Annotated in this window: 23 protein-coding genes; 11 read left to right on the top strand and 12 right to left on the bottom strand. The window is 69.7% G+C overall.

The window, feature by feature from the left end; genetic code table 11:
• Positions 1-2 precede the first annotated feature (2 nt).
• Both mmsB and mmsA read right to left on the bottom strand, forming a co-directional pair.
• Complete coding sequence (mmsB, locus tag PCA76_RS10240; protein WP_272616938.1) at positions 3-1,301, bottom strand: multiple monosaccharide ABC transporter permease; 1,299 nt, start codon at positions 1,299-1,301, stop codon at positions 3-5.
• Complete coding sequence (mmsA, locus tag PCA76_RS10235; protein WP_272616936.1) at positions 1,298-2,845, bottom strand: multiple monosaccharide ABC transporter ATP-binding protein; 1,548 nt, start codon at positions 2,843-2,845, stop codon at positions 1,298-1,300. The genes mmsB and mmsA overlap by 4 nt, the downstream gene beginning before the upstream one ends.
• Positions 2,846-3,097: 252 nt before the next feature.
• On the opposite strand from mmsA, the gene PCA76_RS10230 reads away from it, so the two are divergent.
• Positions 3,098-3,520 carry an acyl-CoA thioesterase gene (locus tag PCA76_RS10230; RefSeq protein ID WP_272616934.1) on the top strand — a complete coding sequence of 141 codons (423 nt, stop codon included), beginning with the start codon at positions 3,098-3,100 and terminating at the stop codon, positions 3,518-3,520.
• Positions 3,521-3,583: 63 nt separating this feature from the next.
• Here PCA76_RS10230 and PCA76_RS10225 read toward each other — a convergent pair whose 3' ends face one another.
• The gene (locus PCA76_RS10225) at positions 3,584-4,750 is read right to left on the bottom strand and encodes a glutathione-independent formaldehyde dehydrogenase (protein WP_272616932.1); all 1,167 of its coding nucleotides are present in this window, start codon (positions 4,748-4,750) and stop codon (positions 3,584-3,586) included.
• 138 nt (positions 4,751-4,888) lie between these two features.
• On the opposite strand from PCA76_RS10225, the gene PCA76_RS10220 reads away from it, so the two are divergent.
• From PCA76_RS10220 to PCA76_RS10205, 4 genes are all read left to right on the top strand, one after another.
• On the top strand, positions 4,889-5,473 hold the full coding sequence (locus PCA76_RS10220) for a TetR/AcrR family transcriptional regulator (protein ID WP_272616931.1): 585 nt from the start codon (positions 4,889-4,891) through the stop codon (positions 5,471-5,473).
• A complete protein-coding gene (locus tag PCA76_RS10215; RefSeq protein WP_272616930.1) occupies positions 5,470-6,300 on the top strand; it encodes an alpha/beta fold hydrolase in 831 nt (276 codons plus the stop codon). Before PCA76_RS10220 ends, PCA76_RS10215 begins: the two co-directional genes overlap by 4 nt.
• 203 nt (positions 6,301-6,503) lie before the next feature.
• Complete coding sequence (locus PCA76_RS10210; protein ID WP_272616928.1) at positions 6,504-8,189, top strand: ATP-binding cassette domain-containing protein; 1,686 nt, start codon at positions 6,504-6,506, stop codon at positions 8,187-8,189.
• Positions 8,179-9,645, top strand: coding sequence for an aminotransferase class V-fold PLP-dependent enzyme (locus tag PCA76_RS10205; protein WP_272616926.1), 1,467 nt, complete (start codon positions 8,179-8,181; stop codon positions 9,643-9,645). The genes PCA76_RS10210 and PCA76_RS10205 overlap by 11 nt, the downstream gene beginning before the upstream one ends.
• Positions 9,646-9,766: 121 nt before the next feature.
• On the opposite strand, the gene PCA76_RS10200 is transcribed toward PCA76_RS10205, so the two are convergent.
• Positions 9,767-10,165, bottom strand: coding sequence for a hypothetical protein (locus tag PCA76_RS10200; protein WP_272616924.1), 399 nt, complete (start codon positions 10,163-10,165; stop codon positions 9,767-9,769).
• 357 nt (positions 10,166-10,522) lie between these two features.
• Here PCA76_RS10200 and PCA76_RS10195 point away from each other — a divergent pair, with 357 nt between their 5' ends.
• Positions 10,523-11,782, top strand: coding sequence for a family 16 glycosylhydrolase (locus PCA76_RS10195; RefSeq protein ID WP_272616922.1), 1,260 nt, complete (start codon positions 10,523-10,525; stop codon positions 11,780-11,782).
• Between the two features lie 175 nt (positions 11,783-11,957).
• On the top strand, positions 11,958-12,980 hold the full coding sequence (locus tag PCA76_RS10190) for a DUF4331 family protein (protein ID WP_272616920.1): 1,023 nt from the start codon (positions 11,958-11,960) through the stop codon (positions 12,978-12,980).
• A gap of 113 nt (positions 12,981-13,093) precedes the next feature.
• On the opposite strand, the gene PCA76_RS10185 is transcribed toward PCA76_RS10190, so the two are convergent.
• Positions 13,094-13,324 (bottom strand): DUF2188 domain-containing protein, encoded by a 231-nt coding sequence (locus PCA76_RS10185; protein ID WP_272616918.1) that lies wholly within the window; start codon positions 13,322-13,324, stop codon positions 13,094-13,096.
• Positions 13,325-13,397: 73 nt separating this feature from the next.
• Positions 13,398-14,060, bottom strand: coding sequence for a M23 family metallopeptidase (locus PCA76_RS10180; RefSeq protein WP_272616915.1), 663 nt, complete (start codon positions 14,058-14,060; stop codon positions 13,398-13,400).
• Between the two features lie 120 nt (positions 14,061-14,180).
• Here PCA76_RS10180 and PCA76_RS10175 point away from each other — a divergent pair, with 120 nt between their 5' ends.
• The 3 genes from PCA76_RS10175 (at position 14,181) to PCA76_RS10165 (ending at position 16,279) form a co-directional block, all read left to right on the top strand.
• Entirely contained in the window at positions 14,181-14,852 is a 672-nt protein-coding gene (locus PCA76_RS10175) for a hypothetical protein (protein ID WP_272616913.1), read from the top strand.
• A gap of 52 nt (positions 14,853-14,904) precedes the next feature.
• Entirely contained in the window at positions 14,905-15,486 is a 582-nt protein-coding gene (locus PCA76_RS10170; RefSeq protein ID WP_272616911.1) for a TetR/AcrR family transcriptional regulator, read from the top strand.
• Positions 15,487-16,021: 535 nt separating this feature from the next.
• A complete protein-coding gene (locus PCA76_RS10165; protein ID WP_272619280.1) occupies positions 16,022-16,279 on the top strand; it encodes a winged helix-turn-helix domain-containing protein in 258 nt (85 codons plus the stop codon).
• A gap of 83 nt (positions 16,280-16,362) precedes the next feature.
• Here PCA76_RS10165 and PCA76_RS10160 read toward each other — a convergent pair whose 3' ends face one another.
• The 6 genes from PCA76_RS10160 to PCA76_RS10135 form a co-directional block, all read right to left on the bottom strand.
• A complete protein-coding gene (locus tag PCA76_RS10160; protein ID WP_272616909.1) occupies positions 16,363-17,739 on the bottom strand; it encodes an N-acetylmuramoyl-L-alanine amidase in 1,377 nt (458 codons plus the stop codon).
• A gap of 64 nt (positions 17,740-17,803) precedes the next feature.
• Positions 17,804-18,970, bottom strand: a complete 1,167-nt coding sequence (locus PCA76_RS10155; RefSeq protein ID WP_272616907.1) for a peptidoglycan DD-metalloendopeptidase family protein — start codon at positions 18,968-18,970, stop codon at positions 17,804-17,806.
• 179 nt (positions 18,971-19,149) lie between these two features.
• Positions 19,150-20,466 (bottom strand): hypothetical protein, encoded by a 1,317-nt coding sequence (locus PCA76_RS10150; RefSeq protein WP_272616905.1) that lies wholly within the window; start codon positions 20,464-20,466, stop codon positions 19,150-19,152.
• Positions 20,467-20,480: 14 nt separating this feature from the next.
• On the bottom strand, positions 20,481-22,007 hold the full coding sequence (locus PCA76_RS10145) for an alkaline phosphatase D family protein (protein ID WP_272616903.1): 1,527 nt from the start codon (positions 22,005-22,007) through the stop codon (positions 20,481-20,483).
• A gap of 118 nt (positions 22,008-22,125) precedes the next feature.
• The gene (locus PCA76_RS10140) at positions 22,126-23,109 is read right to left on the bottom strand and encodes a hypothetical protein (protein ID WP_272616901.1); all 984 of its coding nucleotides are present in this window, start codon (positions 23,107-23,109) and stop codon (positions 22,126-22,128) included.
• Complete coding sequence (locus PCA76_RS10135) at positions 23,106-24,386, bottom strand: MFS transporter (RefSeq protein ID WP_272616899.1); 1,281 nt, start codon at positions 24,384-24,386, stop codon at positions 23,106-23,108. Before PCA76_RS10135 ends, PCA76_RS10140 begins: the two co-directional genes overlap by 4 nt.
• A 222-nt stretch (positions 24,387-24,608) precedes the next feature.
• On the opposite strand from PCA76_RS10135, the gene PCA76_RS10130 reads away from it, so the two are divergent.
• Entirely contained in the window at positions 24,609-25,988 is a 1,380-nt protein-coding gene (locus tag PCA76_RS10130; protein ID WP_272616897.1) for a CBM96 family carbohydrate-binding protein, read from the top strand.
• Positions 25,989-26,192: the final 204 nt, after the last annotated feature.

Below are 26,192 nucleotides of genomic sequence, written 5' to 3'. Positions count from 1 at the left end.
CGTCAGCCGGACACCGCTGCCTTGGCGGGCTCGCGCTCCGCGTCCGGCGGTGAGGCGGGTGGGGCGGAGTCGTCGCGACGGAACGGCCGCATCAGACTCCCGATGATGGAGAACCGCCCCTGGCTCTTGTTGTAGACGTCGATCGCGACGGCCAGCAGCAGGACCAGGCCCTTGATGATCTGAACGCGGTCGGTCCCGACGCCCATCAGTTGCAGGCCGTTGTTGAGCACGGCCATGACGAGACCACCAACAATCGAGCCGCTGATGGTGCCGATACCGCCGGAGACGGCCGCGCCACCGATGAAGACCGCGGCGATGGCGTCCAGCTCCCAGCCGTTGCCGTCCTGCGGTCCGGAGGCCGCCGAACGGGCCACGAAGATCATGCCGGCCAGCGCGGCCAGGACGGACATGTTCATCATGACGAAGAAGTTGACCCGCTTGAGCTTCACACCGGACAGCTCGGCCGCCCGGGAGTTGCCGCCCACCGCGTAGATGTGCCGGCCACCGGCCGTGTTGCGGGTGTAGAAGGAGTACGCGATCACCAGGACCAGCAGGATGATGCCGGAGATCGGGAAGCTGGTACCGACGCGACCGCTGGCGAAGCGCAGCGACGCGAAGGCGATCACCCCGACCATGATGGCCATCCGCAGGATCGAGATCCACATGGGCGCCGGGTCGGCGTCCATCGCCCGCCGGGTCTTGCGGGCCTGGATCTCGCGCCACACCACTGCCACCGCCGCGGCCAGGCCGAGCAGCAGAGTGGCGTTGTTGTAGCCGGTGTTCGGGCCGAACTCGGGCAGGAAGCCGGCGCCGATCTCCCGGAAGCCCTCCGGCACCGGGATCGTGTTGGCGTTACCGATGTACTGGTTGCCACCGCGGAACAGCAGCATGCCGGCCAGGGTGACGATGAACGCCGGCACCCCGATGTAGGCCACCCAGAAGCCCTGCCAGGCTCCGATGAGCGCGCCGATCCCGAGGCCGAACAGGATGGCGACGGGCCAGGGCAGCGACCAGTCGGCCATCGACTTGGCCACCAGGATGCCCGCGAAGGCGGCGACAGAGCCGACTGAGAGGTCGATGTGCCCGGCGACGATCACCATGAGCATGCCGATGGCCAGAATCAGAATGTACGAGTTCTGCTGGAACAGCGCGATCAGGTTGTCCGACCGCAGGGTCAGGCCATCGGTCAGGATCTGGAACAGGACGACGATCGCCACCAGGGTGAAGATCATCCCGAACTGGCGAGCGTTGGAGGTGGTGCCTCCGAACAGGTTCTTCTGAAGGTCCTTCAATCGGCTCATCGTGTCAGCATCTTCTTCGTCGAGGTCATCTGCTTCATGAGGTTTTCCGGGGTGGCGTCCGCCCGGGCGATCTCGCCCGTGATGGCGCCTTCGAACACGGTGTAGATGCGGTCGCAGAGCCCGATCAGCTCAGGCAGCTCCGAGGAGATGACGACGACGCCCTTCCCCTGGTCGGCGAGCCGCTGGATGATGCCGTAGATCTCGTACTTGGCACCCACGTCGATGCCGCGCGTCGGCTCGTCGAGGATCAGCAGGTCCGGGTCGGTGAACATCCACTTCGCCAGGACGACCTTCTGCTGGTTGCCGCCGGAGAGCTTCGAGACGCTCTCGTCGACCGTCGGGGCCTTGGTCCGCAACTCCTTGCGGTACGCCTCAGCCGCCTGGTATTCCTCGACCTCGCTCAGGACGCCGTGGTGCGAGATCTTGGACAGCTTGGCCGCCACCGTCGACGACTTGATGTCGTCGAGCAGGTTGAGGCCGATCGCCTTGCGGTCCTCGCTGACGTACGCGAGCCCGTTGTCGATCGCGTCCGCGACCGACTTCAGGACGATCTCCTTGCCGTCCTTGATGATCGTGCCCGACTCGAACACCCCGTAGGAGCGGCCGAAGACACTCATCGCCAGCTCGGTGCGGCCCGCGCCCATCAGGCCGGCGAAGCCGACGATCTCGCCGCGGCGCACCACGAAGCTCTCGTTCTTGCAGACCTGCCGGTCGGCGGAGATCGGGTGCCGGACGTTCCAGTCGCGGACCTCGAAGAAGACCTCACCGATCTTCGGTGTGTGGTCCGGGAACCGGCTGCCCAGCTCACGGCCGACCATGCCCCGCACGATCCGGTCCTCGTCGACCCCGTCCGCCTTGACGTCCAGGGTCTCCACGGTCCGGCCGTCGCGCAGGATCGTGATCTGGTCGGCGATCGCCTCGATCTCGTTCAGCTTGTGCGAGATCATGATCGAGGTGATGCCGCGAGAGCGGAAACCACGCAGCAGGTCCAGCAGGTGCCGGGAGTCGGCCTCGTTCAGAGCCGCGGTCGGCTCGTCCAGGATGAGCAGCTTCACGTCCTTGGCGAACGCCTTGGCGATCTCCACGAGCTGCTGCTTGCCGACCCCGATGTCCTTGATCAGGGTGTCCGGGTCCTCCTGCAGACCGACCCGGGCCATCAGGTCCAGCGCCATCCGGTTCGCGGCCTTCCAGTCGATCGCGCCCCGCTTGCGCGGTTCGTTGCCGAGGAAGATGTTCTCGGCGATCGACATACCCGGAATGAGCGCGAGCTCCTGGTGGATGATCACGATCCCGGCACTCTCGCTCGCCCGGATGTCGGAGAACTTGCTCTCCGACCCCTGATAGACGATCTGGCCGTCATAGGTGCCGTGTGGGTAGACCCCACTGAGCACCTTCATCAGGGTGGACTTGCCCGCGCCGTTCTCGCCGCAGATGGCATGGATCTCGCCGGCGCGAACCACCAGGTTGACGTCGGAGAGGGCCTTGACTCCGGGGAACTCCTTGGTGATGGAGCGCATCTCAAGGAGGATGGGCACGTCGCTCATCGCTCGTACCACCTCGCCAACGTCATCGGTTGCCTCCGGAAGGTTTGACCTTCACTTGGTTTTGTTGTTGACGGCAACGTATTGCGGCGAGAGGCCCATCCGCAAGGCGAGGGGCTGTTGAAAATGTAACAATCCGGCAATATAGACGTGGCACAGTGTTCGCCCGGAACACCAGCCCCTGCACTCCCGGCGGTATCAGGCGACGCGGCCGGGCGGCATTATGTGTCGGGGCGTCCCGCTACCCTCTGCCGCATGGCAGATCCTTTCCGAGTACGCATCACCGTTCGCGGTTACGAGCTGGACACCCAGGGCCACCTGAACCAGGCCGTCTACCTCCAGTACGGCGAGCACGCCCGGTGGGAGTGCCTGCGAGCCGCCGGCATCGCGCAGGACCGGCTCCTGGCCGCCGGCGTGGGACCGGTCGCTCTGGAGGCCACCCTGAAGTACCTGCGGGAGCTGCGCGGCGGGGACGAGGTGGACGTGTCCTGCCAGTTCAACTGGAGCGAGGGCAAGGTGTTCCAGATCGAGCAGGACTACACCCTCGTGGACGGCACTCCGGTAGCCCGGCTGACCGGGGTGGGCGGGCTGCTGGACCTGTCGACGCGGCGGCTGGTGCCCGACCCGCGCGTACGGTTCCGGCAGTTGGCCACCGACCCGGGGCCGCTCAGCCTCTGAGGCTGGTGTTGACCGGAAGGGGCGGGTCGAAGTGCTCCGTCACGCCGCTTTCCGGCTCGTCGCTCACGGGTGCAGCACCGCCTTGATCACCCCGTGCTCACGGCGGTCGAAGCTGCGGTACAGCTCCGGCGCGTCGTCGAGGCTGCCGTGGTGGGTGACGATCATGCTGGGCCGGGCCCGGCCGGCGACGACCAGGTCCCGCAGCAGCACGGTGTAGCGGCGGTCGTGGGTGCGGCCGAACCGGACGGCGACGCCCTTGCTGAACAGCGTCCCCCACGGCGCGACCAGATTCTCATGGCCGTCCGCGCCGGGGCCGGGGTGCGGGTCCGTGTCCGGGTACACGCCGGCGACCGCGATCGCGCCAGCGGGGTTGACCAGCCGGGCCGCGTCGGAGATGACCTGGTCTGGGCGCTCCTGGTCGGGATGCTCCCGGTCGCGGGCCTGGAACCCGACCGCGTCGATGACCTTGTCGACTCCGCCCAGCTTCTCCTCACCGAGCGGCAACCCGGCCCGGGCCCGGTCGGCGCGGATCTGCTCGACCGGGTCATCACGGCGGAAGTCGATCGGCACGGCACCGATCTCGCCGGCCTTGTCGAGCCGGGCGTCGACGCAGTACACGATCCGGGCACCTCGGAGCAGCGCCGAGTAGGCGCCCAACAGGCCGATGGCGCCGGCACCGAACACGGCCACCGTGTCACCGGGCTCGACCCCGGCAAGGGTGGCGGCGGCGTGCCACCCCGTGACGAAAGCGTCGGCGAGCAGCACGAAGTCGTCCTCGTACGCGTCCCCCGGCTCGCCGGGCAGGGGTACGCAGTTGGCGTCGGCCCACGGCACCCGCAGCAGGTCTGCCTGGGCACCCCGGTACGGACCCATTCCGGCGTAGCCGTACGCCGCGCCCGGGCCCTCGGCCCGGGCCCGTAGACAGGCCGCGGAGAGGCCCCGGGCACACATCACGCACGTCCCGCAGAACAGGTGCGTGGGGATCACCACGCGGGTGCCGGGCTGCACGGTCTGCACCGCGCTGCCCACCTCCTGCACCACACCCAGCGGTTCGTGGCCGAGCACCAGCCCGGGTTCGGCCACGGTCCTTCCGTCGTACATGTGCAGGTCGGTGCCGCACAGGGCGGTGGAGGTGATCCGCACGATCGCGTCGGTCTCCGCCTCCAGCGTCGCGTCGGGCACCTCCCGGACTGCGACGGTCCGAACGCCCGCGTAGACGACGGCTCTCATCCGGGCTCTCCTGTTCGGCGGCGGAACGGCCGGTCTTCCCCCGACTGGGCCGTTCATGCCCCCGGGTCGGCAGACCACGCTCGCGGCGGTGGTATCTTAGGGTCCCTAAGTTAAATCCTAGTGAGTCAAAGGATCGGTATGCCACGGCAGGGTTTGACACGTGCGCGCGTTTCGGCCGCCGCAGCCGAACTGGCGGACTCGGTCGGCTTGTCGCGGTTGACCGTTGCCGCCGTCGCCCGGCACTTCGGGGTCACGGACGCCGCGCTGTACGTGCACGTCCGCAGTCGCGAAGCGTTGATCGAGCACGTCGCGGTCCAGGCGGCGGCGGCGTTCGCCGATCAACTCGCGATCGCCGTGGCTGGTCGAGCAGGCCACCAGGCCCTCGTCGGGTTCGCTGACGCCTGGCGCGCCTTCGCCGTCCAGCACCCGGGGCAGTACGCCGCGACCCAACTCCAGTTGCCACCCGAAGTCGGCACGAACTCGGCGGGGCACCTGCGCCTGATCGAGCTGAGCTACGCGATGCTGCGCGGGTATGGGCTCGACGAGCCGGCACTGACCGACGCGATGCGATTCGTCCGCAGCACCTTCCACGGCTTCGCGAGTCTCGAAGCCGTGGACGGTTTCGGGCATCCCCGCGATGTCGACGCGTCGTGGCGCTCGATCCTCGACGCGGTGCACACCACTCTGAGCAACTGGCCGACCGGAACACGGGAGCAGACGTGAGCAGCCACGATCAATACGTCGAGTCGGCCGACGGGACCCGCCTGGTGGTCCGGCGCCTGGGTGTCGGCGACCCCGTCGTCCTCGTGCACGGATCGGGTGGTGGGCTGCATTCCTGGGCCAGCGTCGCGGATCACCTCGCCCGCGACCACGAGGTCTGGATGCCCGCCCGGCGCGGATACGGTCCCAGCGACGTCCCGCCCGGCACCAAGTCCTTCGAGGACGAGACCGCCGACATGACTGCCGTCATCGCGGCGGCGCGCCGGCCCTCGGCCAAGCCGGTCCACCTCGTTGGAGCTTCCTACGGTGCGACCCTGGCGTTGCACACCACGTCGGCTGATCCGCGCAACATACGCTCGCTGGCCATCTTCGAGCCCCCGCTCTTCGCGGCCGGACCGGAGATCGCACCCCTGCTCGGCAGGTACCGGTCCGCCTTCGCGCGCGACGACGCCGAGGCGATGGCAGCGGTGTTGAACGACGTGACACGGGTTCCGGCGGAGATCGTCGCCGCATTCGCCGCCGCGGCGGGCGACCGGACGCCCGACCCGGTCGAGGCGCGGCGTTCGGCGATCGGCTGGCTGCACGATCTCGAGGCCCTCGCCGGGGACAGCACAGACGTCGCCCGGTGGTCCTCGATCTCCGTACCAACGCTCCTGCTGGCCGGTGCCGACACGTGGGAGCCGATGCCCACGACGATGAACACCCTCGCCACGACGATTCGGGCGGCACGCCACGTCGTCTGGCCGGGCCAGTCGCATTTCGTGACCATGACGGCACCAACCCTGGTCGCCGACGCTCTGCGGCAGTTCTTCGCCGAGGTCTCGGCGTAGCCGAACTCGCCGAGTTTTCGACGGCGTCGCCGACCTGGATGCCGACAGCCTGGGCGGTCAGCCCATCGAGTGCACCCGGCCAGGCTCGATGGTCAGGCCCAGCTTCTGCGGGTCTGAGATCGCCACCGCGACCCCGTGGTCAGTAACATCGGCGAGGCACGATATTCAGGCGGACCCCTCACCGACCGGATCGGGCCTTCGACATGACGACCGAGCAGACCACGTCTCCCTCACGTGCCAGCGTCGGCATCGCTGCCAATGGTCTGGGCCAGAGTGTGCGGGGCGGTCGCCAGATCCTGGACGCCATCTCGCTGGCCATCGCACCGGGCGAACTGGTGGCGATCATCGGCGCCAGCGGCGCCGGTAAGACCACCCTGCTGGAGATACTCGCCGGGGTACGGCGACCGACGGTGGGCGCCGTGACGTACGACGGCATCGCCGGAGCTGGCGCGATCGGTTTCGTCCCGCAGGACGACATCATCCACCGGGAGTTGCCTCTGGCCCGCACCCTGCGGTACGCCGCCCGACTGCGCCTCCCCTCCGCGACCGGGTCGATCGAGGTCAGTGCGCGGGTCGCGGAGGTGCTCGCCGAGCTGCGGCTCACCGAACGGGCCGCGGTGCCGGTGGGCCTGCTCAGCGGCGGTGAGCGCAAACGCGCCAGCATCGCCGTCGAGTTGCTCACCCGGCCCGGTGTGTTCTTCCTGGACGAGCCCACCTCCGGGCTGGACCCGGCGATCGCGGTGGAGTTGCTCCGGGTGCTGCGCACGCTCGCCGACGCGGGGACCACCGTCGTGCTCACCACCCATCAGATCACCGACGTGGACCGCTGCGACCGGGTCGTCGTGCTGACCCGCCAGGGCCGTTTGGCCTTCACCGGTACGCCTGCCGCCGCCCGGGAATTCTTCGGCCTGCGGTCCCTCGTCGAGGTGCACCTGCGGCTGGACGAGGCGACGCATCCGGCCGAGTGGCCCGATCGCTTCTCCGCGCAGCGCGACGCCGGCCCGACGGCACGTACCATCGACGATGGTGACATCACCGCGCCGGTGCCCGGTCAGGTCGGTCGGCTGCGCCAGTGGGCCGTCCTCACCGCGCGCAACGCGGAGATCGTCGTCCGCAATCGGCTGACCCTGGCGATCCTGCTGGGCTCGCCGCTGATGGTGCTCGGCATGTTCGCACTGCTGTTTCGTCCAGGGGCGTTCGAGCCGACACGACCGAGCCCGACGGTTACCGTGATGATCCTGTTCTGGATCGCGTTCGGCGGCTTCTTCTTCGGGCTGACCTACGGGTTACTGCAGATCTGCACCGAGCTACCGATCCTGCGTCGGGAGCGGCTTGCGGGCGTCCGGCTGGTGCCGTACCTGATGGGAAAGGTCGCGGTGCTGCTGCCGCTGCTGGCCCTGGTGGACCTGGCCCTGCTCGGGGTGTTGCGCGGAATCGACAGGCTGCCTCCGGTCGATGGTCCCGAGTTCGCCGCCGTGTACGCGACCTTGCTGCTCTCCTCGGCGGCAGCGCTCGCCCTCGGCCTGTTGTGTTCCGCGGCCGTGTCCGACGCGGCCCAAGCGACGCTCATGCTGCCGATGCTCTGCTTCCCGCAGGTGTTGTTCGTCGGCGCGATCCTGCCGGTGCCGGCCATGGCGGTCGGCGGGCAGTGGCTCAGCTACGCGATGTCGAACCGGTGGGCGTTCGAGGGCCTGGGGCACACCGCCGGGGTGGAACGGCTCTGGCGCGATGGCGGTTCCCCGCTCGGCCCGCCGCTGCTGGCCACGTACGGCGACACCTTCTCCCGGCCGGTGTGGGTGAACTGGCTGGTGCTCGGCGGCTTCGTGGTGCTCTTCCTGGGCGCCACCTGGGCGGTGCTGGTGCGGCGGGACTCCCATGGTGCGACCTGAGCCGGCCCCGCACACCTCCCCCACGGCGCTGCCGGGATACACCGCGACCGCCCGGATCGACGACCTGCGCGCCACCGAGTACCGACACCTCGACCGGGACGGGCAGGTGTACCTCGACTACGCCGGGGCCGGGGTTGCCGCACAGGCCCAGGTGCGCGAACATCACGACCGGCTGCTCGCCGGCATGTACAGCAACCCACACTCGGAGAACCCCACCAGTGCGGCGGCTGGTTCGCTGGTGGAGTCGGCGCGCCACGCGGTGCTCGACTTCTTCCACGCGGACCCGGCCGAGTACGCGGTCGTCTTCACTCCCAACGCCAGCGGCGCCTGCCGACTGGTCGGCGAGGCGTACGACTTCGGCCGGGCCTCGCCGTTCGTGCTGACCTGGGACAACCACAACTCGGTCAACGGCATCCGCGAGTACGCCCGGAGGTCCGGCGCGTCCGCACGCTACGTACCGCTGAGTGGGCCGGAGCTACGGGTCGCCGAGTCGGACCTGGTCACGGTGCTCGACGCCGGCCGGGGCGGGCTGACGGGGTGGTGGGGTCGGACGGGTCGTCGCGGCCTGTTCGCCTACCCGGCGCAGAGCAACTTCTCTGGCGTGCAGCACCCGCTGACCTGGGTGGAGCTGGCCCACCAGCGCGGATACGACGTGCTGCTCGACGCTGCCGCCTTCGCGCCGACGAACCGGTTGGACCTCAGCGTCGTCCGGCCGGAGTTCGTGTGCCTGAGCTGGTACAAGCTCTTCGGTTACCCCACTGGGGTCGGCGCGCTGCTGGCCCGCCGTGACGCGTTGGCCCGGCTGCGCCGTCCCTGGTTCGCCGGCGGCACGATCCGGGCGGTCAGCGTGCAGGGCGACTGGCACCGGTCGATGGACGACGAGTCGGCGTTCGAGGACGGCACGCTCAACTTCCTGAGCATCCCGGACGTGGAGTTCGGGCTGCGTTGGCTGGACTCGATCGGCGTGGACCTCGTCCACTCCCGGGTCGGCCTGCTCACCGAATGGCTGCTGGAGCGGTTGACCACGCTGCGGCACGACAGCGGCCGACCGCTGGTCCAGGTGTACGGGCCGACGACGGGCGCCGGGCGCGGCGGCACGGTGACGTTCAACCTCCGCCACCCGGACGGCACCGTGGTCGACGAGCGGCTCGTCGCGCGGGAGTCCGCGGCGGCGGGCTTCGCTCTGCGTACCGGTTGCTTCTGCAACCCGGGCGCGGCGGAGGGCGCCTTCGAGATCAGCCGGGCTTCGATCCGACGGCGACTGCTGGCGCGGGTCGACACGATCGACCAGTACCTCGCGGCGCTGCGGCTGCCGACGGGTGGTGCGGTCCGCGTGTCCTTCGGGCTGGCCTCCACGGCGACCGACGCGGAACGCCTCGTCGCCTTCGTCCAGTCGACCTATTTGAACCGTGGCGTCGGCACCGGCGCACCTCTGCCACCCCGGCAGCGCTGCTGATCTGCCCAGTCGTCGTGCGTCCGTCACGCCTGGGGGTGAGTGAGGATGTTCAGGACGTGGCCGCGTGCAGATCGGCGACCATCCGCTGGACGGCCACAGCCATTCCCGCCGGGACCTGCGGCTAGCTGACCTGGGCCACCGGCGCCGAGCGGTGCTTGATCTCCTCCATGAACGGGAACCGAGCGGTGAGCTCGGCGATCGTCATCCCGGCCTGCCAGGCCGCGGCCACCTGGGCGACCTGCACCAGGTCCATGACGTCGCCCCGCGCGAGGACCTCGCCCGCGATCCGAAGGTCGATCATGAAGTAGCGGGCCTGTGATCCCAGCCCCACGCAGACCACGCCCTGGTCGGAGTGCAGCTCGGCACAGGTGAACCGGCTCCGACCCTGCTCGGGGGCGGTCACCCGACCGACGTCGAGCCCGTGGCGGGTAGCGGTTTCGAGGAGCGCGGGGGCCAGACCACCCCGCTCGACCAGGTCCGGGTAGAGGCGCACACCCAGTGCCGCCGACGCGTCGCTCATGACTGACTCCCACTTCCTTGTGACAGAGACCAGCAGCGCGCAGGTTACGAGGACGTTTCCTGCACGCCTCGCCATCCTGTCCCGGGTGGACGCCCCACGGCAATAGGAAGGGTCGATTCGACCGCTATCGGGTGCTCGCCCGCGCGGCGCTGGCCACGTCCGACGAGCTCGCCCCCACGGCCGTCGCGTCCATCTCGGAGCCTCGACTGCACGGAGCGTGACGAGGGGGGTGCGGGAATTGGAAACACTCTTGACAGAAAGACCTTATATCGACATACTTCGTTACGGAGAGCGCTCTCTGACTCTCCGCACCTTCCGTCGCGCAGCCTCCGCCACCCCCCTGCTGAGGAGCTTCACGTGTTCACAACCCGCCCCCGCCTCCGCTTTCGCCCCCTCGCCCTCGCGGCGGTCGCCCTCGTCGCGACCGCCGCGGCGCTCGTCCTCCCAACGCACCCCGACCGGGCCGAGGCCGACATCGGCGCGATCAGCTGGCAGGACGAATTCAACTCCCCCGCCGGCACGCCCGTCGACCAGAACAAATGGCGGTTCGACATCGGCGGCAGCGGCTGGGGCAACAACGAGCGGCAGTACTACACGAACAGCACCAGCAACGCCGTCCACGACGGCCAGGGCAACCTGGTCATCACCGCCCGCCGGGACAACCCCGCCAACTACCAGTGCCACTACGGACGCTGCGAGTACACGTCCGCGCGGCTGCTGACGGCATCCACCTTCACCCAGACGTACGGCCGGTTCGAGTCCCGGATCAAGATCCCGCGCGGTCAGGGCATCTGGCCGGCGTTCTGGATGCTCGGCACCGGCGGCGGGTGGCCCGACGCCGGCGAGATCGATATCATGGAGAACGTCGGCAAGGAGCCCAACACCGTCTACGGCACCGTGCACGGGCCCGGCTATTCCGGCGGCGGAGGCATCACCGGCAGCCGCACCCTCGGCGGGCCGCTCGCCGACGGCTTCCACACCTACCGGGTGGACTGGGAACCCAACGTGATCACCTGGTACGTGGACGGGGTGCAGTACCACCGGGTCGATCCCGCCCGGCTCGGCGGCAACCGCTGGGTGTTCGACCATCCCTTCTTCATGATCCTCAACGTGGCGGTCGGCGGTAACTGGCCCGGCTACCCGGACGGCTCCACCCAGTTCCCGCAGCAGATGCTCGTCGACTACGTGCGGGTGTCCGGCTACACCCCGGGTGGTGGGGGCGACCCGGCTCCCGGCACCAGCCGGATCAGGGGCACGCAGAGCGGTCGCTGCATCGACATCCCCAGCGCCAACCCGGTCGACGGCGCCAAGCTGCAGATCTGGGACTGCAACACCACCGCCGCGCAGGCCTGGACCTTCGCCTCGGACGGAACCGTCCGCGCGATGGGCAAGTGCATGGACCCCGCCTGGGCCGGCACCGCGAACGGCACCGAGGTCAACCTGGTCACCTGCAATGGCAATCCGGCACAGCGCTTCACCCTCAACGGGGCCGGCGACCTGGTAAACCTCAACGCCAACAAGTGCGTGGACGTCCGGGAAGCCAACCCCAACAACGGCGGCAAGCTGCACCTGTGGGACTGCATTGGCGCGGCCAACCAGAAGTGGTCGCGCATCTGACGACGCTGGCATGAGCGGGTGGGCCGTCCGAGAAGCCTCGGGCGGCCCACCCCCGCGTGCCGCTGGTTCTCCGCCAGCGCAGGCGAGCCGGATTCGGCCGATGGCACGGAGAGCGGGCTTTTGCCCGGCTATGTTCGGATTCATCCAGAGATCCGGCATTTCCGGGAGTGAACTCATGTCGCACCACCTCGACACCCCCCTGGCCGCCCAGGGCGGCCAGCTCTACATCGACGACCTGTACGTCTTCAACGGCGACCGCGCCACGGTGTTCGTGATGGACGTCAACAGCTCGGTGACCAAGGCCGACATCAAGCGCGGCTTCCACGCCGAGGCGCGCTACGAGATCAAGATTCACTTCAACGGCGCGGAGATGGAGGATCTGACCTACCGATTCGCCTTCGGCGAGCCGGACGGCGACGGCAAGCAGGCCCTCCAGTTGTACGAGCTCACCGGGGCGGACGCCCGGGACGACGCCGCGATGGGCACTCCCATCGCCGAGGGGCGAACCGGCGACGTGTCGACCGGCGGCAACGTCCGGATCTGGGCCGGGCGGATCACCGACCCGTTCTTCGTCGACCTCGACGAACTCGCCACCATCAACGGCGCGGTCAAGAACGGTTCAACGGTGGATCGCTCCGCGTGGCGGGTCGACCAGGCCAAGAACAGCTTCGCTGGCACGACCGTCGAGTCGATCGTCCTCGAGGTCTCCCATGACGAGCCGCTGCTGCGCGACGGCACCGAGATCGGCGTGTGGTGTCGCACGCTGCTCGCCACCGACGCCGGCGGATGGCGCCAGATCAACCGTGCCGGCCACCCGATGATGTGGCCGATCTTCTGGCCCCACGACACCGACTTTTCGGACCCCGCCAACTTCCGACACCCCAGCAGGGACCTCGCCGAAGACGGAGAGGAGATCGCCACCGCGGTCGCGGGGGTCGTCGCGGCGAACGGCACCGCACCGGACCCCCCGGCGTACGGCTGGAGCGTCGCCCGGCAGCTCTACCCCGACGTGCTGTCGTACAAGGTCGGCACAGCCGCGAACTACGGCTTCGCGATCCGCAACGGGCGGACCATGGCCGACAACGCGCCCGAGGTGATGTTCTCCCTGGTCCTGAACACCGGCACCACCTCGGGCCTCACCTCGGACGTCACGAAGGCCGCGCGTGCCAACACGTTCCCGTACGTGGTCCCGGCCTGAACTGACCGGCCCAGCCAGGGGAGACGATCCCGAACATCAACGTCCTGTTCGCCAAGAAGCGGACTGACCTCCTCGGCCAGGCCGAAGAGGTCAGTCCGCAGGCAGCGGGGCGGTCAGCCCGCAATGTCACGGGGGTCGCGGCTACGCGGGTAGGTGTTCTTCTCCCCGATCGTGCCGTCCTGCTTCTTGATCACGTGTTCGACGCCACGGTCGGCCGCCATCTCGCGGCCCTGGGCCTGCGCGTCGGCCTTCACGTCATGCGTGCTGCTGGCGCGCTCGTTGCCCTCCGGCTTGTTCTTCCACTGCCCGTCTTCCTGGTACGTGTCGACGTCACCCTTGGCCATGGCCGGCTCCTCCCTGCGTCTGAATCTGTCCCCCGGATCAGTGCCCAGATCAGTGCCGGACAAACCGCCGTCCTCAGGAGACGGCCGGACGGCAGTTGTCGCTCGTCCGCTTGACCGTGTATTCGCGGTCGTCGGTGGTGATGCCCGACGGCACCCCGTCGAAGTGGGTCTCGACCTTGTCCCAGCCGCGCCGCTGCTCGTAGTGCAGATGTGGTGCGCCGGAGTTGCCGGTGCTGCCGAGCCGCCCGATCTGGTCACCCTGGGCGACCTGCTGACCGACCTCGACCAGCGGAGGTTCGAGCATGTGCAGGTACTGCGTCTCCCACTTGCCACCGTGGTCGATCTTCACCCAGTAACCCCCGCCACGCCCCCGTGGGCCGTCCGGGTTGTCCGGGGTACGGCCGCCCAGCGACCCGTTGATGCCCGCCTCGGTGACCGTGCCGGCGTACGACGCGAGCACCGGGCGACCCCACGCCTCGCCGTCAGTGGGAAAAAGATCGACGTCGAAGTCGTCATGGCCGGGGTAGGTGCCGAGTTGCCACGTCTCGCCGCAGCTGACCGGTAGCTGGAAGAGCGGGCGCGGCCCCGCCGGTCGCAGCATCGGTACGACGACCAGTGCGATGCCGAGGACGGCCGCCACCGCGACGAGCACGAGGAGGACGCGGGCGGTACGGCCCCGGGTGCGGCGGTGGGTGGGGACTCTGGTCGGGCGGCCGGTCGTCACCGGCCCGAGCATGGCAGATGCCGGCAACGCCTCGGCTCCGGGTCGCGCACCCGCAGGGTGACATTGCAGTCGCATCGTAAAGGCGCTACGGTGGGATGCAATGCAGTCGTATTGCTATGGAGGTAGGCCCCGATGCCCGTGAGAGACCCGAAGGCATCGACCAGGGCGCGCCTGTTCCCGCTGCTGCGCCGCGCGGCAGAGGCCGAGGCCGCGATGTGGCGCAGCCTGTACGTGTGGGCGCTGCGCAGGCCCCGGCCGCTGGCGCCTGGGGACGAGCCGTTCGGCTACCTCGGTGTGGTCAAGCCGATCCTCGGCATCTTCATCGGCCTGTCGATCGTGGAGATTCCGATCTTCGATGTCGTCGTCACACACGTGGTGCCATGGCGGCCTGCCCGCTGGATCGTGCTTGGCCTCGGCATCTGGGGTCTGCTCTGGATGATCGGGCTCTTCGCCAGCATGACGATCCATCCACACGTCGTGGGTGACCGGGGCCTACGCGTGCGCCTCAGCTCGGGCATCGACATCTGGATCCCCTGGACGGACATCGAGGCGCTACGCAAGCGCTACCGCTCGCTACCCTCCAGCAGATCGGTGCAGGTCGAGCAGGAGGGCGACCGTCGGGTGGTGTCCGTCTCGGTCGGCAGCCAGACGAGCATCGACGTCCTGCTCCGCCGGCCGCTCAGCTTCGACCTGCCGAGGGGCGGGTCCGCGCCGACGAACGAGCTGCGGCTGTACGCCGACGACCCGGACGGCCTCCTGCGCAGCGCCCGGGGCACCCCCGCGAGCACCACCGTCAGCCGGTAACCGCCGCCGCTGGCGACATGTCCGGGTCACCCACTGTGCAACGATCGAGGCCATGCCCAAGAAGGTCGATCACCAGGAGCGACGCACCCTCATCGCGGGCGCGTTGATGCGGGTTGCCGCGGATCAGGGCCTGGAGGGCGTCAGCCTCCGACACGTGGCTGCCGAGGCCGGTGTGTCGGCCGGGATGGTCCAGCACTACTTCCGCACCAAGGACGAGATGATGGCGTTCGCGTTGAGCGTGGTGCGGGAGCGCAGCCAGATCAGGGTCACCGAGGCGATCGCGCGACTGGGCGCGGACCCCCCGCCTCGGCTGCTGCTGCGTACGATGATCGGCGCACTGTTGCCCCTCGATGAGGGGACCCGCGACGACGGACGGGTGGCGCTCGCGTTCCTCGCCTACACGGCGGTGCGTCCGGCCGCCGCGTCCAGCCTCCGCGAGGGCACCAGGCAGCTCACCGAGTTCATCGCCAGCGTCCTACCCGACGGCCGTGGTGACGCCGCCGCGGCCGGCCTGCTGGCGCTGATGGAAGGGCTCGGTGTCTACCTGCTGGGCGGGCAGTACACCGCCGAGCAGGCGCTGGATGCGCTGGATGCCCACCTCGACCTGCTCTTCGGTGCGTCGGCGGAAGCGTGAGCGGCTGCACATATGAGGGCTTCTAAGATCGCTGTGTCCGGTTCCCGGCCAGCCGGTACTTCTTCAACCGGTCGCGCGCCCACCGCAGCTCCGGACACCCGTCTGGCCGGCAGCGCCGGCACGACGGCTGCACGCGGTGCTCCCTGATGGTCTGTCGGGCGAGCGTCGGCACCCACACCGACCGGGGCAACTCCCGCTCGATCACCTGCGGTGCGCCTTGAGCGTGTCCCGCGCCCACGTAAGCATCCCGCACCCGCCGGGTTGGCACTGCGTGCAGCGGCCCTTGGTCCGGTGCTCGCTCGGCGGCTCACGATGCTGAATGATCACCCGCTGAGCAGTCCAGACGACCAGCGCTGGCGTCAAGGGCCCGTCGTCCATAGCCACGGCTCCACCTCCAGAGGGGCAGGTCCGGCCACCGATCCCTGATCAAGTGGCCGGACCGCTATCCGTGCACCCCGTCAGTTGCCGACCGATAGGGGCGCTACCGGAAACCTGCCATGGCTATCCATCGGTAGTCAAGCACTCCCCATGGGTGATTGAGTGGAAGGCGCCGACCGATAGGGGAACACCAGTGCCGCCGCAGTACGCCTACCAGCGCGTTGCCGAGGACTTGACCAACAGGATCAAGTCCGGAGAATTTCCGCCGGGCTCGCGCCTGCCGAGCCGGGCGGAGCTGTGCGAGCAGTACGAAGTCTCAAGCTTCGTCGCTGACCGTGTCTTCCTGATCTTGAAGATGCAAGGGCTCACGGAGTCACTGCCCGGTTCCGGTGTGTACGTGAAGGAAAACGGCTGACGCTGAAGCGTCCCGGACCTGCCAGGGTCCGGGACGCTTCGCTGTACACAGCCAGGTGGGTGGCTGCCCGACGGGTCCGCGAGTCAGCAGCGCGGCACGTTCGGGATGTATCCGTCGTAGCCGGTCAGCAGGTAGGCGTCGGAGACGTAACGGTTGGTGCCGATCCGGTTCCAGATGGCGGTCGTGCCGTACGGGCCGGTGACCGCGCTCCCGACGGCCTGACAGTAGATGGCAGCGGTGGCGCCGTCCGCGACCGAGCCGACAACCGGGTAACTGGCACCCGGCCCGGAACGCACGTTGAGGTTGGCCGACTCGGTGTTCACCGTGCCGGAGCCGATGCCGGTGATTCCGTTCACCAGTTGCAGGTAGTAGGTCCAGTTCCAGTTCGGGCCGGGGTCGGTGTGGGTGGCGCCGGGGACCTCACGGTGCCCGATGATGTGCGCCCGGTCCTTGGGTATCCCGTACTTGGTGGCGAGGCTGCGGGTGAGCGCGGCGGAGGCGCGGTACATGGCGTCGGTGAACCAGGCGGCGTTGTCGACGTACCCCTCGTGCTCGATGCCGATCGACTCGGTGTTGTAGGTCCAGTTGCCGGCGTGCCAGGCGATGTCCTTCTCCCGTACCGACTGGGTGACGGCCCCGTCAGAGGATCGGAAGGTGTAGTGCGCGCTCGCCTTGGCGGCCGGGTTCTGGAACCAACTGATGGCACCGGCGTACGCGCCCTGCGTCATGTGGATGACGATGCGGTTCACCGGGTGGCTGCCCGGTCGACTGGCCACGGTGTAATTGCTCGTGCTGGCCGGCGCCCACGCGGCCGGCCCGTAGTCGGTGCTGAGGGTGCCGACCCCTCCAAGCACAGCGGCCCGCTCCAGGCCGCCCCTGCGTGGCGCGACCGGCCGGCCGACCACCGTTTCTCCGCGCGCCGAGGTGAATCCCACGCGCAGCAGGTCGTAGACGGTGTCCGCGTAGAGCCGGGCGACCGACGGATCGTGGGCGCCACCGTAGCGGGCGAGCGCCGCGTACCAACCGTTCACGTCGTCCCGGGCCGTGGCGCTGAGGCCGGCCTGATCGGCGTACGAGCGCAGCACGGCGGCCGCCCCGAGAACGTTCGCCGCGGGTGCGGTCCGCAGCGCGCCCGGACTGAGCCGGGTGAGCGCGGCCGCCTCGTCCAGGGTGCGCACGCCGGGGTTGTTCGCCAGGTGCATGAGCCCGTAGCCGCCCGCCGCGCTCGGCGCACTGGCGTGCATGTCCAGGCGCGACTCGGCGTATCCCAGTGCCACCAGCAGGTCGCGCGGGACGTCGTACCGCGCGGCGGCGGTGTCGAACGCGGCGGCCAGCGGGGCGGCCGGCACTGGCGTCCCACCGGGGTCGGCGACGGCTGGTGACGCGACCGCGACGACTCCGGTCAGGGCGGTGGTCAGGGCGAGCAGGAGCCGGCCTCGGTGGGAGGTGCGAACGGACATGAGCACTCCTTGCGGTGACTGAGGTTGGCGGCCGGTGAGCCGCCAACCTCTGCGGTCGAACTCGTCAGCACCAGCCGTTGATCGGACCGTTCACACCGGTCGACAGGTAGGCGTCGGACACCCAACTGCCGTCGCTCAACCGGTTCCAGAGCGCCGTGGTGCCGTACCGCCCGGTGTGGGAGGTGCCGTTGGCGGAGCAGGAGATGGTGACGGTGGCGCCGTCGGCCAGCGAGCCCAGTGCCCCGTAGCCGGTCCCCGGCCCGGCGCGTCGGGTCAGTGCCCCACCGCCGTTCGCGTCGACCACTCCCTGGTTGAAGCCGAGCGCGCCGTAGTTGTAGAGACCCGCCCCCGCACCGGCCCACGCCGACCCGTGCCGCGCCCCGCCCTGGTAGGCGGCGGCGCCGTTGGCCAGCACCCACTTGCCGATGTCGTGGCCGGCGATCGGCACGTACGCGCTGTTCTGCCGCAGCCCGAAGTGGACGTGCCGGCCGTAGGCGGCTCCACCGCAGGTGACGTCGGTGCCGGTGTTGCCCAGGACGGCACCCTGGCCGACGCTGGCGCCGTTGACGGAGATGCTGTTCCACAGGTGGTAGTAGTCGGTCGAGTAGCCCCGGTCGTGGATGACCCGGATCCATCCCTGACACATCGTGTACGCCGCGCCGGCCCGCGCCGCGCGCACCACCTGGTCACCACCGGCCAGGTCGACCGAGCTGTACGGCGACTCGCTTCCGCCCCAGCCGTGCGGCCCGCTGGTGAGCGTCCACGTCTGGCCCACACCGAACGGCAGGGCCATCCCGGTCCGGTAGTCGCCGCCCGCGTACATCGGGGTCGGCGTGGTGGTGAGCACGCTTCTCTCCTGGGCCGTCGTCAGCGGCGACTCGGCGGACAGTTCGCCGAAGGCGGCCTCGCCGTCGAACGCGATCCGCCACCCGGCGGGCTCGGACCGGGCGATGAAGATCGACCCGGTCGGGTGGGCGTCCTCCTGTCGGGGCGCGAGAGCGACGGCGGTGCCGAACGCCCACCGACCGCTGGTGCGGCTGACGGTGATCCGGGTGTCCCGTCGCGCGTCGGCCGTGGACAGCTCGGCGGAGCCGAGCAGCTTGGCGGTCACCGCGGCGGTGAGCGCGGGGGTGACGGCCGCGGCGACGGCGCTGGGCGCCGCCCCGATCAGGCTCGTGACCATCAACAGGGCCGCGGCTGCGCCGCCGGCCAATCGTCGACCGTGTCTCATCGTGCCCTCACTTTCGATGCGCGGCGTGCCCGCCGAAGCGGAGCTGATCGAGCGCTACAACGACAGGCGTAAATATTGATGCTGATTGTTATGTAGCAATCCGTCGAAGTCAACGCACTCATCGAAGGTTTTCTACATGCCCGATTTCGCGCGGCCCCTGCTCCGTGCAGCCGGTCGGCTCAGTTCGCCGTGGTACCAGCCCGCGCCTTCAGCCGGCGCAGCTCGTCGGCGGACATGAGCCAGGTGGAGTTCGTCGCCCCCAGGCCGAGAAGAACCTGGTCGAAGGCGTTTCCGTCGTTGTCGTCGGTATAGCAGACGCTCACCTCTCCCCAGGGAGACGCGGCGACGGCGATGTGCTCCTGGCGACCCGTCGTGGTCTGGCTCAGCGCCTGGGCGGCCAGCCGTCCGGCGAACGTACCGTCCGGGTTGAGGCCACGCGCCCACACGTCCGGGTTGGCGCCCGACACCGTCCAGCCCACCACGACGTTGTTCTGGTCGTCGATGCCGACACCCGGCGTGACGGCACCGGTCCCGGTGGAGACCTCGACCTCGCCGTGCCGCGCCGCGCCGGCCGCGGTGAACGATCGGGTCCAGACACCCCGGGTGCCGGTGTGGTCCGATTCCCACCCGACGGTGAAGTCACCGGCGAAGTTCGCCGCGACCGAGGCACGCCGCTGCTGCCCGCCGCTCTGCGCGTTGGCGGTCCGCCGGGACAGGACCACGGCACCGTTGGACCGGGCCAGCCGGGTCAGACCGATGTTGTACGAGGCGTTCGCGTCGGCGTCCTCGTCCCAGACCACCAGCGCCTCGCCGTCGGCGGACACCGCCACGTCGGGACGGTGGTGCGTTCCCGTCGTCTGCGAGGCCGTCACCTCGTACGCCTTCGTGGTGGCTGCGGTGAAGCCGGCGGCCTTGACGGTGGCGGGAGCCGTCCCCTGCACGTCCTCCCAGACCACGGTGAAACCGACGGCGGCGGCGTTGGTCGGCGCGCCATCCGGGTCGACAGCGACCTTCGGCCAGATCTGCTGCCCGGCGTCGCTGGCGTTGGCCTGCCCCGAGCCGAGTACCGCGCCACTCGGCGAGACCACCCGGTACTGGATGTTGTAGACGCCGTTGCCGTCGCCGTCGGCGGCCCAGACCACCACCGCGTTGCCCCGGTCGTCGAGCGCCACGTCGGGGCTGATGTGTCGCCAGGCGGCCCCGCTGGTTCCCCCACCGGAGAGCTTCAGCTCGTACGCGGGTGTGCCGTCGCGGAACAGCCGCAGGTAGATCTCGCTGTGGGTGTCGTCCTCGGGGGCGGTGCTGTCCCGGTCGTCCTCCCACACCACCGCGACGTGACCGTTGCGGTTCATGGCGATGGAGGGCAGGTCCTGGTCGCCGGTGGCGACGCTGTTCGCGGTGGTCCAGGTGACCGCCTCAGCGGTCATGGCGGTCGGGGCTGGCACCACGTTCGGGACCAGCAGGGACGCGGTGAGCAGTGCGGTCATTGCGGTCATGGTGGCTCTCTCCCTTACCCGGCCTGCAGGCCGGGCTGGCCGTCGAGGATGACGAACGAGCGCACCGTGGACGCCGCCGCGCCGTGCTCGGTCACCGTGTTCACCGCGCGGAAGTCCGCTCGGACCTGGCTGCGGCTGATCGTGGTACGCACGTAGCCGCGCCGGTCCGAGTGGAACTTCAGGTGCGGGTTGGTGGCCGCGTTCGGGATGGTCGTGCTGCCGCTGCCGTTGCCGGTCGAGCTGATCGAGGTGCAGACCAGCTCGGTACCGATCGTGGCGGAGGACGGGTTGGCGTAGTCGGCCTTGAGGTCGTTGGCCCACGCCTTGTGCACGTCGCCGGTGAGCACCAGCGGGTTGCGCACCCCGCGCTGCTGCCAGCCGGTCTGGATCCGGCTACGGGAGGCCCGGTAGCCGTCCCAGGCGTCCATGCTCGCCGCCCCGGCCGCGTCGAACTGGCGGGCGAAGAAGACCTGCTGCCCGAGGATGTCCCAGGTGCCGTAGCGCTGGGCCAGCCCGTCGAGCAGCCACGCCTCCTGGGTCGCGCCGGTCAGGGACCGGGAGGCCAGGTCCGCGTCCGCGCAGACCTTCCAACCGTCACCGCAGGCCTGGTCGTCGCGGAACTGCCGGGTGTCGAGCATGTGGAAGGTGGCGAGCTGTCCCCACCGCACGCGCCGGAACAGCGGGATGCTGTTGCCGTTCGCGGCGGAGGTCGGGCGCAGTGGCATGTTCTCGTAGTAGGCCCGGAACGCGGCGGTCCGTCGGGCGGTCCACTGTGCTGCCGTCAGCGTCGGGCTGCTGTCGTTGCGGACCATGTTGGCGTAGTTGTTCTCCACCTCGTGGTCGTCGGGCACCACCAGCCAGGGTGCCGCCGCGTGTGCCGCCTGCAGGTCCGGGTCGGACTTGTAGAGCGCGTATCGGCGGCGGTAGTCGGCCAGGGACACGATCTCGGCGCCGACGTGCTGCCGCACCGCGGAGGTGTTGACGCCACCCTCGTAGATGTAGTCGCCGAGATGCAGGATCAGTCCGGGGTTCTCCTCGGCCATCCGCCGGTACGCGGTGTAGTAGCCGGCCTCGTAGTGGGCGCAGGAGGCGAAAGCCATCACCAGGTCACGGCCGAAGGTGCCGGGCGCCGGGGCGGTCCGGGTACGCCCGACCGGGGAGATCTGACCCTGTGCCCGGAACCGGTAGTAGTAGTCGGAGTCGGCGGCGAGCCCGCCCGCGATCGCGTGTACGGAGTGCGCGTCGGCGTAACGGGCGACCACCGAGCCGGAGGCGGCCAGCGAGGTGAACCGGTCGGTGGTCGACACCTGCCACTCGACGGTCACGTCGGCGTTGGCCATGCCGCCCTGCCCGTCGGCGTTGAGCGGTGACGGTGCCAGCCGGGTCCAGAGGACCACACTGTCGGGTGCCGGATCACCGGACGCCACACCGAGCTTGAAGGGGTACGGCACCGCGGCGCGGGCACCCTGGCGGGGTGTCACCGCGGCGCCGGCGGCAACCAGTCCACTGAGGACGAAAATGCGACGGCTGAGCCTTGTCATGCGCCATACCCTCGGGAACGTCGATGAACGGCGATGGGTCTGGCGCGGAAGCCGACATGACGGGATGTTGTCCGCACCAAGGCAGTCAGGTGTCCTGACCCCCGAGTGGGTCTGGCCCTCAGGTGAGCGGCGACGGGGACTCCGCGCCGGGGATCGTCAGCTTCGGCGTACCGGAGCCGTCCGCCGGGACGCTCCAAACGTCGGGCTGGCCGTCGTCCTGGCGCAGCGTGTAGGCCAGCGTCCCCCCGTCCAGCCAGGCGGCCTGGTCGTCGACGCTGCGGGTCTCCGCCGTGGGCGTGACCCGCATGGTCGCCAGGTCGAGAACCGACAGGCGCCAGCCCTTCGCCGGGTCGGCGTCGATCGCCTCCTTGAACGCGACCCGGGTGCCGTCCGGTGACAGCGACGGGCACTCGACGTTCTCCTTCAGCGTCTCGACCGTACGGGCGGCGACGTCGCCCCGGACGAGGTACCTCCTGCCCCCGGTCGACATGGTCGCGTAGAAGCGGTTGTCGTCGGCGGTGACGGTGACGCCCCAGTAGTTGACGTCCGGGTTGCGGTAGCTCCGGCCGTCTCGCGTGATCGCGAACCCTTCGAGTGAGGCCACCGTGGCACCGGTGGTGACGTCGAGGATCCCCGTGCGGGTGGAGAAGCCGCTGGAGGTGTAGGAGTCGCCACCGACGAACGTCGTCCAGGAGACCATCCGGCCGGAGGCGGAGACCCGGGCCCGGTTCGGCAGACCCGGCACGCTGACCGCCCGCGTCTGGCGCAGCGCGGCGTCGAGCACGACGACCTGGTACGACCACGCCGTCTCCGGTTTCAGGCAGACACCGGTGCCGGCCGCGGCGTACACCCGGAGGCATTCCAGGCCGGAAACCGTACGTGGTCCGGCGGGGTCGGCCGTCGCGACGGTGGAGACGTGCCGGTCCGTTATCGCCAGCAGGCGCGGGCCGGGTGCCAGGGTGACCGCCTGGTCGCCGGTACTGGACGCCGGTGTGCGGGCAGGCTCCGCGGCCGTGGCCACGTAGCCGGCCGCCACACTGCCCAGCAACACGGCCGAGGCGACCACCACGCCGAGCTTCGCTCGGGTCGACATCGCGGTCATCGGGGCACCTTCCGAGTGCTGAGACGGGACGGAGAAACCAACAGGAGCAGCGTGCCGACCAGGACGCAGGCGACGGCACCGGCCGCCGCACGGATCGCGTTCTCCGGCCCCCACGCCTGCCAGGCGAGACCGAACAGAACGGAGGAGACGAGGTACGCCAGGGCCTGCCCGGTCTGGACCAGCGCGATTCCAGTGGTCCGCAGCCGCACTGGCAGCACCGGGCCGGCGAGCGCGATGAGCACGCCGTCGGTGGCCGCGTAGAACGAGCCGTACAGCGCCAGCGTCAGCGCGATCAGCGGCCAACCGTCGACCGGGCCGGCCAGCAGCAGGTACGTCGCTCCGAGGGCGGTGTAGCCGCCGAGCACCACGGGAAGCCGGCCGATCCGGTCGGCGAGAACGCCGAGCGGCGCGGCGAGCACCAGGTAGGCCAGGCTGGTCCCCACCGCGAGCAGCGGAAACCAGCGCAGGCCGAGATCCTCACGGCGTTGCAGGAGCAGGTAGACGAAGCCGTCACCGATGGTGGACAGACCGAGCAGCGCCGCCGCCAGCACCAGCCGACGGGCCGGCCCGCTGCGCAGCAGGCCGAACGCCTCGCGGACGGAGACCTTCGCGTCGTCCGGGCGGTCCGTCGGCTCGCCGGGCGCGTGCTCGCGGACGAAGAGCACGAGCACGACGACGGCCAGGGCGGCGATGCAGAAGCTGGTGACGAAGACCGCGTCGTACGACTGCCCGACGACCAGCAGGACCGCGAACGCGGCCAGCGGCCCGAGGAACGCGCCGACGCTGTCCATCGCCCGGTGCACCCCGAACGCGCGACCCAGCGCCTCGGGTGGTGTGGAGAGCGTGATCAGCGCGTCGCGGGGCGCGCTGCGCACGCCCTTGCCGAGCCGGTCGACGGCGATGACGGCGCCGATCGCCGGTATCGACCGGCCGGCGAGCAGCAGACCGAGCTTCGCGGCCGCCGAGAGTGTGTAGCCGATGCCGGCGATCAGCTTGCGCCGCCGGAACCGGTCGGCGGCGAACCCACCGACGACCCGCAGCAGCGCGGTGGCGCCGGTGTGGACGCCGTCGAGCACACCGAACGCCACCGGGCTGAGTTGCAGGCCCAGCACCAGATAGAGCGGCAGGACCGCGGCCACCATCTCGGCGGAGACGTCGGTGATCAGACTGACCGTGCCGAGCGCGACGACGTTGCCGCTGACCAGAGCGAACCGTCGGCGGCGTGGACCAGATTCGGGCGGGTCGGGGACCGGCCGAGAGACGGTCGACAGATACACGCGCATCTCCTCGGATCGGCGGCTGACGGTCAGCCATCGTCCGTACTCATCGGAGAGAGCACAACGGACCGCGTGTGGCAGCTGAGCGAGCGGCGAGTGAAAGGGCCCCCAACATCGAGGTGTTCGCCTGCCGGGACGCACTGTTCATCCACCCGTCGCCCACCGGCCCATCGACCTTCCTACATTCCTTGCGCTGCATACCCGCAAGATGAGGAGTCCTGAATGGACATTCGATTCCCCCGTCCGTCGGTGACGGTGGGGGCGGTCGCGGTGCTCGTCGCCGCCACCGCCACCGTCGTCGTTGGCGGCGCTGATGCCGCGTCGGCAGCGAGCGCGACGTTCACGCCGGTCGCCGACACCTACGTCCAGAGCGACGCGGCCTCCACCAACTACGGCACGTCCACCCAGGTCGTGGTCGACAACTCACCCGTGCGGCGCTCGTTCCTGCGCTTCACCGTGAGCGGGGTCAGTGGCACGGTGACCGGCGCCAAGCTGCGACTGCGCACGATCAGCGGCAACAGCGGCAGCGACGCCGGTGGCACGTTCCGCCGGATGTCCAACACGACGTGGTCGGAGACCGGCACCACCTGGAACAACCAGCCGACCATCGACGGGGCCACGCTCGGCACCATCGGCGCGGTCAGCGGCAACACCTGGTACGAGGTCGACGTCACGGCCGCCGTCACCGGCAACGGCACGTACAGCTTCGGTGCGACCTCGACCAGCGGTGACGGCGCCTACTACGACACCCGTGAGAGCGGAGCCGACGCCCCACAACTGGTGGTCACCACCGGCACCACGACGCCGCCACCGTCCGGGGACCCGGTGTTCGTCGGTGCTGGCGACATCGCCGACTCCGGCTCCGGCGACAGCGCCACCGCGACGCTGCTCGACTCCATCCCGGGCACGGTCTTCACCACCGGCGACAACGTCTACGACAGCGGCACCGCGTCGCAGTTCAACAGCTACTACGAGCCCACCTGGGGTCGCCACAAGTCACGCACCCGCCCGTCGCCGGGCAACCACGACTACAACACGTCGGGCGCGACCGGGTACTACAACTACTTCGGTACGACAGCCGGCCCGAGCGGCCGCGGCTACTACTCGTTCGACCTCGGCAACTGGCACGTCGTGTCGCTGAACTCGAACATCAGCATGTCGGCCGGCTCGACCCAGGAGGCGTGGCTGCGCGCGGACCTGGCCGCCAACAGCAAGCCGTGCACGCTGGCGTACTGGCACCACCCGCTGTTCACGTCCAGCTCCAACCACGCGCCGTCGACGTCGACGCGTCCCCTGTACCAGGCGCTCTACGACTACAACGCCGACGTCGTGGTGTGGGGGCACAACCACGTGTACGAGCGGTTCGGGCCGATGAACCCGGCCGGTGGCGCCGACGCCAGCCGGGGTATGCGCAGCTTCGTCGCCGGGATGGGCGGTGCGGGTCACTACAGCTTCGGCACCATCCAGCCCAACAGCGAGGCGCGTAACAGCTCGGCGTGGGGGGTGCTGAAGTTCACCCTGCACTCCGGCAGCTACGACTGGCAGTTCGTGCCGGTGGCGGGGCAGACCTACACCGACAGCGGCACCGGCAACTGCCACTGACCGCGTGATCCCGCTGCGTCGTCCGCGGCGCAGCGGGATCGTCTCCCGCCGCAGCCCTGCGACGCCACACGCGCCGATCCGCTACATCGCCAACGCGAGATCTTGGACAGTTTCCGTTTTCGCGGAACGGAAACTGTCCAAGATCTGCGGGCATCGCCCAAGGCGGGTCCGTGTGGCCGTCCGCGGCACTACTGAACGACCGGC

Source organism: Micromonospora sp. LH3U1 (genome assembly GCF_028475105.1).
Lineage (GTDB): Bacteria > Actinomycetota > Actinomycetes > Mycobacteriales > Micromonosporaceae > Micromonospora.
The sequence above is the reverse complement of the archived record's forward strand: the minus strand, read 5'-3'. Positions and strand labels throughout refer to the sequence as shown.

Bases quoted from the DNA above. Each gene is read 5' to 3' on its own strand.
- PCA76_RS10145 (WP_272616903.1), bottom strand. From the start codon at position 22,007: ATGACAAGGCTCAGCCGTCGCATTTTCGTCCTCAGTGGACTGGTTGCC.
- PCA76_RS10185 (WP_272616918.1), bottom strand. From the start codon at position 13,324: ATGGCCAAGGGTGACGTCGACACGTACCAGGAAGACGGGCAGTGGAAG.
- PCA76_RS10210 (WP_272616928.1), top strand. From the start codon at position 6,504: ATGACGACCGAGCAGACCACGTCTCCCTCACGTGCCAGCGTCGGCATC.
- PCA76_RS10175 (WP_272616913.1), top strand. From the start codon at position 14,181: ATGCCCGTGAGAGACCCGAAGGCATCGACCAGGGCGCGCCTGTTCCCG.
- PCA76_RS10220 (WP_272616931.1), top strand. From the start codon at position 4,889: ATGCCACGGCAGGGTTTGACACGTGCGCGCGTTTCGGCCGCCGCAGCC.
- PCA76_RS10180 (WP_272616915.1), bottom strand. From the start codon at position 14,060: ATGCTCGGGCCGGTGACGACCGGCCGCCCGACCAGAGTCCCCACCCAC.
- mmsB (WP_272616938.1), bottom strand. From the start codon at position 1,301: ATGAGCCGATTGAAGGACCTTCAGAAGAACCTGTTCGGAGGCACCACC.
- PCA76_RS10140 (WP_272616901.1), bottom strand. From the start codon at position 23,109: ATGACCGCGATGTCGACCCGAGCGAAGCTCGGCGTGGTGGTCGCCTCG.
- PCA76_RS10190 (WP_272616920.1), top strand. From the start codon at position 11,958: ATGTCGCACCACCTCGACACCCCCCTGGCCGCCCAGGGCGGCCAGCTC.
- PCA76_RS10230 (WP_272616934.1), top strand. From the start codon at position 3,098: ATGGCAGATCCTTTCCGAGTACGCATCACCGTTCGCGGTTACGAGCTG.
- PCA76_RS10155 (WP_272616907.1), bottom strand. From the start codon at position 18,970: ATGAGACACGGTCGACGATTGGCCGGCGGCGCAGCCGCGGCCCTGTTG.
- PCA76_RS10225 (WP_272616932.1), bottom strand. From the start codon at position 4,750: ATGAGAGCCGTCGTCTACGCGGGCGTTCGGACCGTCGCAGTCCGGGAG.
- PCA76_RS10160 (WP_272616909.1), bottom strand. From the start codon at position 17,739: ATGTCCGTTCGCACCTCCCACCGAGGCCGGCTCCTGCTCGCCCTGACC.
- PCA76_RS10130 (WP_272616897.1), top strand. From the start codon at position 24,609: ATGGACATTCGATTCCCCCGTCCGTCGGTGACGGTGGGGGCGGTCGCG.
- PCA76_RS10170 (WP_272616911.1), top strand. From the start codon at position 14,905: ATGCCCAAGAAGGTCGATCACCAGGAGCGACGCACCCTCATCGCGGGC.
- PCA76_RS10200 (WP_272616924.1), bottom strand. From the start codon at position 10,165: ATGAGCGACGCGTCGGCGGCACTGGGTGTGCGCCTCTACCCGGACCTG.
- mmsA (WP_272616936.1), bottom strand. From the start codon at position 2,845: ATGAGCGACGTGCCCATCCTCCTTGAGATGCGCTCCATCACCAAGGAG.
- PCA76_RS10150 (WP_272616905.1), bottom strand. From the start codon at position 20,466: ATGACCGCAATGACCGCACTGCTCACCGCGTCCCTGCTGGTCCCGAAC.